The organism is Amycolatopsis sp. H20-H5 (assembly GCF_035828755.1).
GTDB lineage: Bacteria > Actinomycetota > Actinomycetes > Mycobacteriales > Pseudonocardiaceae > Amycolatopsis.
This window is the reverse complement of sequence record NZ_JAYMZS010000200.1, coordinates 1-9,259: the sequence shown is the minus strand read 5'-3', so window position 1 is coordinate 9,259 and position 9,259 is coordinate 1. Positions and strand designations below refer to the sequence as shown.

At 69.5% G+C, this 9,259-nt stretch carries 4 protein-coding genes and 1 riboswitch; of the genes, 1 reads left to right on the top strand and 3 read right to left on the bottom strand.

What is annotated here, in order from left to right; translation table 11 throughout:
* Positions 1-189: 189 nt before the first annotated feature.
* From QMK34_RS45735 to metH, 3 genes are all read right to left on the bottom strand, one after another.
* Positions 190-558, bottom strand: a complete 369-nt coding sequence (locus QMK34_RS45735; RefSeq protein ID WP_326421183.1) for a ClpX C4-type zinc finger protein — start codon at positions 556-558, stop codon at positions 190-192.
* Positions 559-626: 68 nt separating this feature from the next.
* On the bottom strand, positions 627-4,331 hold the full coding sequence (locus QMK34_RS45730; RefSeq protein ID WP_326421182.1) for a beta-galactosidase: 3,705 nt from the start codon (positions 4,329-4,331) through the stop codon (positions 627-629).
* A 379-nt stretch (positions 4,332-4,710) separates the two neighbouring features.
* Complete coding sequence (gene metH / locus QMK34_RS45725; protein WP_326421181.1) at positions 4,711-8,367, bottom strand: methionine synthase; 3,657 nt, start codon at positions 8,365-8,367, stop codon at positions 4,711-4,713.
* 16 nt (positions 8,368-8,383) lie between these two features.
* Positions 8,384-8,459: riboswitch (S-adenosyl-L-homocysteine riboswitch) on the bottom strand.
* 177 nt (positions 8,460-8,636) lie between these two features.
* On the opposite strand from metH, the gene QMK34_RS45720 reads away from it, so the two are divergent.
* Positions 8,637-9,149, top strand: coding sequence for a bifunctional nuclease family protein (locus QMK34_RS45720; protein WP_326421180.1), 513 nt, complete (start codon positions 8,637-8,639; stop codon positions 9,147-9,149).
* The last annotated feature ends 110 nt before the right edge of the window (positions 9,150-9,259 follow it).

Here is a 9,259-nt window from a genome sequence, read left to right as displayed (position 1 = left end):
GGCCCTCCCAACCTTGCGGCACCCTCGCGGCGTGGTAGCCATCAATCAGGCGACGGGAAGACCACCACCCCCACCGCACCCCCCGGCCTTCCCGGAGCCAGCCCGTCCGGCGAGGACAATCCCTAAACCCAGACCCCCAAAAGAAAGCCAACCCGCCAGGCAAGGACCAACCCCTAAAACCCAAGAAGATCACTCCTCACCAGAGAAGCGCTCCCAAGCGGATTGCCGAGTCATGCCCAGCGCCTGACCGATCTGAGACCAAGTTCCCTTGAGCGACCGTGCCTTGGCCACCCACAGCCCAAGATTCCGCTCGACCTGCACCCCCGCGGCCGCGACCGGACCAAGAGCGGCCAGCACCGCGTCGAGCGTCATCTCCAGGTCCCACGGCGCCACCGGCGACGGTGACTCCGGCGCACCGGCGATGACCTGCGACGCCAAGGCGACGCACCCGTCGCAGATGAACACGCCGGGCCCCGCGACGAGCTTTTCCACCTCGGCGTTCGGTTTCCGGCAGAACGAACAGCTCGCGATCGCCGGTTCGGTTCGGACGTCTGGCATGGGTTCCTCCTCGGTTTGTCAGGCGGTACCTTACAGACGTCAGGTACCGCCTGACAAGACCTCGGCGGCTACGTGCAGGTGAGGGTCGCCTCGGCCCAGTCGCCGTGGTCGTTCCCGTTGCCGTCCCCGCCGTCGTCCACGACCAGGTCGAGCACCTGGCCGCCGGTGACGGCGGTGTCGATCGGGATCGTCGCGGAAGTGCCGTTGAGCACCGGTGTCGTCGTCACCGTCCGCCCGTCGACCAGCACGCGGAACGCGATCGTCCCCCCGCCCCTTGTCTCGTCGTCGACGCCGACGGTCGCGGTGAAACGGTTACAGCGGCCACCGAGGTAGAGCTGGACGTCGCCCGCCGCGTGCACACCGAGGCCGTGGGGGAACGTCTTGCCGCGCAGGGTGATCGGCTTGCCGTCACCGGCCTTGTCCTCGCCGTTGCTCGTGTCCCGCTCGACCGGGCCCCAGCCGTTGGCCGCCGACAGGAACGGTAACGCGCTCACCTGGTTCGCCCCCGACGGCGGGGCGGGCGGGATGGTACCGACGATCCGGCTGTCGCTTGTGGACAGAGAGCGGCCCTGTTGCCGGTACCGCACCAGCGCGGACACGGTGTTGACCTTCGCGGGGGAGCCCGCCGTGACGGTGACCGGCCAGGTGAACGTCGCCGAACCGCCGCTGTCGACGCGGGGGACCTGTCGCGGCGAGGCGGGGCCCGCCGTCCAGCCCTCGGGCAGTGAGAGCTCGGGGACCACCTCGGTGATCCGTGGCTCTGTCGGCGGCACGGTGATGGAGGCGGACACCGTGATCTGCTGCCCCGCGCTCACCGTGTCCGGTGCGCCGACCGCGACCCGTGCCGGTGCCGCCGGAATGGCGTAGCGGCGCGCGTCGTAGCCGGGACTCTGGTTCTGGCCGACGGTCAACGACGACGCGTAGCTGCCGTAGTTCACCAGCCCGATCTTCCCGAGGCCGCCCGAGCTGCCGTCGGTGTTCCACACCGCGACCGCGATCGTGTTGTGCCCCTGCGGGTTCAGCACGCCGTTCGGGATCGGGAAGCTGTGCTGCGGGCCGACGTCGTTGAGGTACTGGCCCAGCTGCCAGCCGTTGACGAAGATCAGCGCGCGGTAGTGGCGTTGCGGGTTGTCGGTGATCTCCAGCCCGAGCGAGGTGTCCTGGCCGCGCGGCAGGTCGAGCGTGGTCGTGGTCCGGTACCAGGACACCCCGGGGTTCGTGTCGGCGGCGGGCAGGGTGGCCTTCTGCCAGCCCTGGTCGGGAAAGCCGGGGAGCGACCAGCCTGCCCGTTCGCCGTAGAGGCCGCCGGTGTTGAGGGGCCCGCGAACCGGGTTGAGCCCGTCCTCTCCGCCCCGAGTGCCCTGCAGCCGCCAGGTGAGCGCGGTGAGCGGCGAGCCGGTGAGGGTCGCGCCGAGCAGCCCTCGTGCGGCCTTGTTGCCGTTGGGCGGGTTGTAGTCCTCCTCATGGCCCATGTTCACCGTCAGCACAGAGAGCACGTTGTCGCCGCTGTTCAGCGAGCCGGGAGGGAAGGCGAAGTCCTGCCTGCCGTCTTTGGCCGAGCCGAGGAACCGGCCGTTGAGCCAGACCGAGGTCATCCCGGCCGGACCGCCGCTCTGGCTGGTCAGGCCGATCCCGGTCTCCTTGCCGCTCGCCCGGAAGCGGCCGCGGTACCAGGTGTTGCCGGTGTGGAAGTCGTAGTCGTCGGCGAACAGCACCGGCAGCGTGGCCGGGGTGGTCCGGCTGTTCGTGGTCGTCTTGGTCGCGACCGGCCAGGTCGAGTCGTCGAAGCCCGGCTGGGTCTCGGGCGACTCCTCCTGGTGTTTCCAGCCGTCGAGGGCGGGCAGCGTGATCGGCTTGGCCGTCGGCAGCTCCCCGGTCACGCTGCCGCTGGTGGTCTGCCGCGACGCGACGTCCTTGCCGTTCCAGCGCACCTTCGACGCGTTCGAGAACACCTCGACGCCGCCGTCCGTTCCGGTGTCACCGCTCAGCGACAGGGTCCGGCCCGCGGCCGACGCGGCGCGCAGCAGGTGGGTGCCGCGCACCAGCACGGGACCGTTCGCGGTGTCCTGGCGCCAGAACGTCTTCGCGGTGTCCTTGTCGCCGAGCAGTAGCAGGAGCGGCCGGGCGCCACCGGTGACCAGCACCCTGGTCAGGCCGTGATGGGTGTAGTTCAGGCGAAGGTCGCCCCGCGCCGCGTCCCAGGTCGAGTCGGCCGCGCCGTCGAGCACGGTCACCGTCGGCTTCGCGGCGAAGTTGAGCACCGTCTCACCGGCCTGCCCGCTGTCGCCGTAGAGCACCGCGACGTCCTTGCCGCCGATGGTCGCACTGGTCATGATCTCCGAGGTCGAGTACCGCATCGGCGTCGCGCCGAGGTCGTAGGAGGCGACCAGGATCTTCGACTGCCGCCCGTTGAGCTGCAGGGCCGTCCCCGGTGCCTGTGGCACGACCGGGTACTTCCCGGCGGCGCCGAGGTCGAGCGCGAGGTGGGTGGCGGTCGTTGCCGTCGAGGTGGAGTCCTGGTGGCGCAGCACGTGGAACTGGGTCCCGGTGTCCGGGTTGACCCGCGCGGTGTCCTTGACCGCGGGCGCCTCCGGCGGGAGAGCGGCCAGCTTGTCGGTCTTGGTCAGCGGCGCGACGGACTGGGTGAAGTAGCCGATCAGCTTGTCCTCGCCGTACTTCGGGTCGAGCTGGCGCGATTCGGTGATCGCCGCGCCGTAGTCGTACGAGGTGTAGTTCTGGGGGATCGCGCTCCAGCCCCAGGACGTGCCGCCGTAGAGCATGTAGAAGCTCTGCGCGGTCGCGCCGACCGCGATGTTCTGTTTGTAGAACACGTTCGCGAACTGGTCGTTGATCAGCTGCGCGCACTTGGCGTAGCCGGGCCCGCCCCACGGATCGAAGGCGCCGCCCTGGAATTCCGGGGTGTAGAGCGGTTTCCCCGGCACCCGCGCGTAGGAGAGGTCCGGGACGCCGTTCCATTTCGTCGGGTTCGAGCAGTCGAAGCCCTGCGGGTAGCTGTCGGGACCGTCGACGTCGAGCGCGGCGTCCCCGGCGTTGAAGGTGCCGTTGTTGTTGCCGGTCAGCGGGACCTTGATCCCGTCGGCGCGGGCCTTGTCCTCCAGGTGCTTCAGATATGTCCGCCCGTCGGGCTTGCCGTTGTAGTACTCGTTCTCCACCTGGTAGGCGATCACCGAGCCGCGGCCGTCGACCCACTGGTGCCGGGCGAGGATGCGGTCGATCTGGCCTTGCCACTCGTCGGAGTACTTCAGGTACGCCGGATCGGCGGTGCGTGTGTCACCCGGCCGGGTGGACAGCCAGGTCGGGAACCCGCCGCCGTCGACCTCGGCGTTGATGTAGGGCCCCGGCCTCGCGATCACGTAGAGGCCCACCTCGGCGGCGATGTCGAGCAGCTTGTCGACGTCGCGCACCCCGGTGAAGTCGTAGCTCCCCTCCTTCGGGGAGTGGTAGCCCCAGTCGAAGTAGAGCGAGGTCGCGTTGAAGCCTGCCGCCTTCATCTTCTGCAGCGTGTCGCGCCACAGGTCGACGCTGGGCTGGCGGTAGTAGTGGAATTCGCCGGACCACAGATAGGTGCGCTTGCCGTCGACGAGGAACGAGTACCCGTCGTAGGTCACGCTGTGCGCGGCCGGACCGCTCGGGGCCGCCTGCGAAGCCGGTTGGGGCAGGCCCGGGGCTTGTGTGAGCGCGAACATCAGTGCCAGGACGAACAGCAAGGTCGTCACGCGGGCACGCCAAAGGGACACGGGCAGGATCATCATTGACTCTCCGTGGGCAGCGAGGCGCGTGTTCAGACCCTGGTCAACGCGCCATTCCAACAAGTACCAACACGAGCGGTGTGCGTACATGTCCGTTGTTGGGGAAGTTTGTTCTACTTTGACACCGTGGTGGTAAGTGGTCAACCCTCGCGCGAATTTTGCTCACGTAACCCGATCGAGTGATGCCGGCGGCCGGACGTCATGATCGCCGTCCGGCCCCCTCTTCTGTGGTTGTCGCCGGAAAGCGCATCCGGCAGCACTGCATCGCCCCGGGCCGTATGGGTGTCCGGAGCGGTGGTCGGATTTGCCGGTACCCGGCCGCGTAAGCCCCCCGAGCGGCCGGGTACCGGCGCCGACGATCAGTTTGTTCGCGGCACCTCGTTCAGGAGACGGTCACCAGCGCCACCGCGGGGTCGTAGGCGAGGTTCGGCCGCAGCCACCGCTCGATCTCGGCGAGGTCCATGCCGCGCCGCCGGGCGTAGTCCTCGACCTGGTCGCGGTCGAGGCGGCCGACGGTGAAGTAGCGCGAGGCCGGATGGGCGAAGATCAGCCCGCTGACACTGGCGGCGGGCGTCATCGCGAACGACTCCGTCAGCGCCAGGCCGAGTTGCTCGCATCCGAGCAGGTCGAACAAGTCCTGCTTCTCGCTGTGGTCCGGGCTCGCCGGGTAGCCCAGCGCGGGCCGGATGCCGCGGAAGCGCTCCGCGTGCAGGTCTTCCAGCAGCGGCTCGGCGTCCGGCTCGAACCAGGCGCGGCGGGCCTCGAGGTGGATGTACTCGGCGAACGCCTCGGCGAGCCGGTCGGCCAGCGCCTTCACCATGATCGCGCGGTAGTCGTCGTTCTGCTTCTCGTACTTCGTCGCGAGCTCCTCGGCGCCGTGGATGGCCACCGCGAACCCGCCGAGGTGGTCCCCGGCCCCGGCCGGGGCGATGTAGTCGGACAGGCAGCGGTTCGGCCTGCCCGCCGGCTTGGCGGTCTGCTGGCGCAGCATCGGGAAATTCACCGGTGAGTCGTCGAGCACGATGTCGTCGCCCTCGGAGTGCGCGGGCCAGAACGCGTACGCGCCCTGCGCGGTGAAGCCGCCCGTCGCGATGATCTGGTCGAGCAGCGTGTTCGCGTCGTCGAAGAGCTCACGGGCGACCGGCTGGTCGAGGATCGCCGGGTACTTGCCCTTGAGCTGCCAGGCGAGGAACAGGAACTGCCAGTCGATCATCCCGCGCAGCGTGGCGATGTCCGGGGTCACCGTGCGCACGCCGGTGAACGCGGGCCGGGGGACCTCGTCGAACGAGACCTCTTCGCGGTTCGCCCTGATCCGCTCGAGCGTCAGCAACGGCTGGCGCGTCTTGTTCGCGTGCTGCTCGCGCAGGCGCTCCTGGTCCACCTTGGTGGCCTCGGCCAGCGTCTCGGCCCGCGCGGGGTCGAGCAGGTCCGACACCACACCGACGACGCGGGAGGCGTCGAGGACGTGGACCGTGGTCTCCTCGTAGCCGGGCGCGATCCGCACGGCGGTGTGCTGCTTGGACGTCGTCGCGCCGCCGATCAGCAGCGGCAGCTTGAGCCCACGGCGCTGCATCTCCTCGGCGACGGTGACCATCTCGTCCAGCGACGGCGTGATCAGCCCGGACAGCCCGACGACGTCGGCGCCCTCGGTGATCGCGGTGTCGAGGATGACCGCCGCGGGCACCATCACGCCGAGGTCGATGACCTCGTAGTTGTTGCAGCCGAGCACCACGCCGACGATGTTCTTGCCGATGTCGTGTACGTCGCCCTTGACCGTGGCCAGCACGACTTTCCCTTGCCCGCGAACGGCTTCCGCGCGGCCCTCCTTGCGGGCGAGTTCCTTCTCCGCCTCCATGAAGGGCTCGAGGTAGGCGACCGAGCGCTTCATCACGCGGGCGCTCTTGACCACCTGCGGCAGGAACATCTTCCCGGCGCCGAACAGGTCGCCGACGATCTTCATGCCGTCCATCAGCGGGCCTTCGATGACCTCCAGGGGCCGGTCCGCCTGCTGGCGGGCCTCCTCGGTGTCGTCCTCGATGAAATCGACGATGCCGTGCACGAGCGCGTGCGCCAGCCGCTCCCGCACCGGGTTCTCGCGCCAGGTCAGGTCGATGACGCGCTGGGTGCCCGAGCCCTTCACGTTCTCGGCGAACGAGACGAGCCGGTCGGTCGCGTCCTCGCGCCGGTCGAACAGGACGTCCTCGACGAGTTCCAGGAGGTCCTTGGGGATGTCCTCGTAGACCGCGAGCTGCCCGGCGTTGACGATGCCCATGTCCAGCCCGGCCTGCCCGGCGTAGAACAGGAACGCCGAGTGCATGGCCTCGCGCACGATGTCGTTGCCGCGGAAGGAGAACGACAGGTTGGAGATCCCGCCGCTGATGTGCACGCCGGGACAGCGCTGCTTGATCAGCGGCAGCGCGTCGAGGAACGCCTTGGCGTAGCCGTTGTGCTCGGCGATGCCGGTGGCCACGGCGAGCACGTTGGGGTCGAACACGATGTCCTCGGCGGCGAACCCGGCCTTCTGCGTCAGCAGGTCGTACGCGCGGCCGCAGATCGACACCTTGCGCTCGGCGGTGTCGGCCTGGCCCTTCTCGTCGAACGCCATGACTACGACGCCCGCGCCGTAGTCCCGGATGCGCCGGGCCTGCTGGAGGAACTGCTCCTCGCCCTCCTTGAGGCTGATCGAATTGACCACGCCCTTGCCCTGCACGCACTTGAGCCCGGCCTCCAGCACGCTCCACCGCGAGCTGTCGATCATGATCGGGATGCGGGCGACCTCGGGCTCGGTCGCGATCAGGTTGAGGAACGTCGTCATCGCCTCGACGCTGTCGAGCAGGTCGGCGTCCATGTTGACGTCGAGCAGGTTGGCCCCGCCGCGGACCTGTTCCAGCGCGACGTCGACGGCGGCCTGGTGGTCGCCGCCCTCGATCAGGCGGCGGAAGCGCTTCGAGCCGGTGACGTTGGTGCGTTCACCGATCATCACGAACCCGGTGTCCTCGCTGATCTTGAACGGCTCCAGGCCGCTGAACCGGGTCCGCGCGGGCGGAGCCGGGACCTTACGGGTCGGGAGTCCCTTGACCGCCTCGGCGATCTTCGCGATGTGCGCCGGGGACGTGCCGCAGCAGCCGCCGACGATGTTGACCATGCCGGAGCCGGCGAATTCGCCGAGCATCGCCCCGGTCTCGTCGGGGGTCTGGTCGTAGCCGCCGAAGGCGTTGGGCAGGCCCGCGTTGGGGTGACAGGCGGTGTAGGTGTCGGCGAAGCGGGACAGCTCCGCGACGTGCGGGCGCATCTCTTCCGCGCCGAGCGAGCAGTTCACGCCGACCACCAGCGGGCGGGCGTGCTCGACGGAGCTCCAGAACGCCTCGACGGTCTGCCCGGACAGCGTTCGCCCGCTCAGGTCGACGATCGTGACCGAGATCCAGAGCGGCAGGTGCGGGGCGACCTCGCGGGCGGCGGCGATCGCGGCCTTGCAGTTGAGCGTGTCGAAGATCGTCTCGATCATCAGCAGGTCGACCCCGCCGTCGGCGAGCGCCTGGATCTGCTCGGCGTAGGCGGCGCGGACGTCGTCGAACGACACCGCGCGGTACGCCGGGTCCTCGACCCGCGGTGACAGCGAAAGGGTGACGTTCAGCGGCCCGATCGAGCCGGCGACGAACCGCCCGCCCGCTTCGTCGGCCGCCTGGCGCGCCAGCCGGGCGCCTTCCAGGTTCATCTCGCGCACGAGCGACTGCAGCCCGTAGTCCGATTGGCCGATGCTCGTCGCGGTGAACGTGTTGGTCGTGGTGATGTCCGCGCCCGCGGCCAGGTACTGCCGGTGCACGTCGAGGATGACGTCCGGCCGCGTGAGGTTCAGCAGGTCCGGGTCGCCGGTGACGTCGTGGGTGTGGTCGGTGAACCTGGCTCCGCGATAGTCCTCCGGCGTGAGCGAGGCGCCTTGGAGCATGGTGCCCCACGCGCCGTCGAGCACGACAACCCGCTGGTCCAGCAGGTCGCGCAGGGCCTGCGTCCTGCTACCTTCGTCCACCGGACTGCTCACCCGACACCTCCGTTTTTCCACGGAGGCGCCCTTGAAACCGGGATTCAGGTCGAGCGTGGCGGGCCGAGCCCGTCGCAGCGCCTCTCGATCTGCGTATTCGATGGTAGCGGAGGAGGGGGGTGCGAGTCAGCCACCGGGCGGGTCCGGGATGGCCGTCCCAGCCAGTGGACTCCCCCGCGGGCGGGACAAACCGGCAACCAGGCCGCGTGAACCGCCTGAGTGTGGGGTAATAGTCGTGGAGGATTCGGCGTCGGAAGAGGGTGGCCGTGATGGTGCCGGTACAGGTGCAGGGCGTGGCCGTCGTAGCCGCCGAGACCACGCCGGTGGTGCTGCTGCGCGAGACCGAGGGGCGGCGCCGGTGGCTCGCCATCACGATCGGCGGCCCCGAGGCCACCGAACTCGCCCAGGCGCAGGCACAGGCTGTCACCACCCGGCCTGGGACGATCGAGCTGATCGGGCAGGTGATCGCCGCGTTCGGGCACCGGGTCACCCGGGTGGAGGTGACCCAGCTGCACGAGGGCGTTTTCCACGCCGACCTGGTGCTGGACGAGGGCCTGCGCGTGTCGGCCCGCCCCAGCGACGCGCTGGCGCTCGGGCTCCGCGCCGACGTCCCGGTCGAGGTCGACGAGAAGGTGCTGGACGAGGCCGCGATCGAGCTGGTGGCGGAGGGTGACGACGAGGACCTCGCCGACGGCGACGACCGCGAGCGCGAGGTCGAGGAGTTCCGCACGCTGCTCGACGAGGTGACCCCCGACGACTTCCGGGACCCCCGCGAGGACTGACCACTCGCCCGCGCGACTTCCGAGCCGCGTCCTGTTCGCCGTGGCCTGGCCACGCTCGTCCGCCCAGAAGTCTCTGAAGGCCACCATGAGGGCGTCTAGGTCCCTCATGG

Bases quoted from the DNA above. Each gene is read 5' to 3' on its own strand.
- QMK34_RS45730 (WP_326421182.1), bottom strand. From the start codon at position 4,331: ATGATGATCCTGCCCGTGTCCCTTTGGCGTGCCCGCGTGACGACCTTG.
- QMK34_RS45720 (WP_326421180.1), top strand. From the start codon at position 8,637: ATGGTGCCGGTACAGGTGCAGGGCGTGGCCGTCGTAGCCGCCGAGACC.
- QMK34_RS45735 (WP_326421183.1), bottom strand. From the start codon at position 558: ATGCCAGACGTCCGAACCGAACCGGCGATCGCGAGCTGTTCGTTCTGC.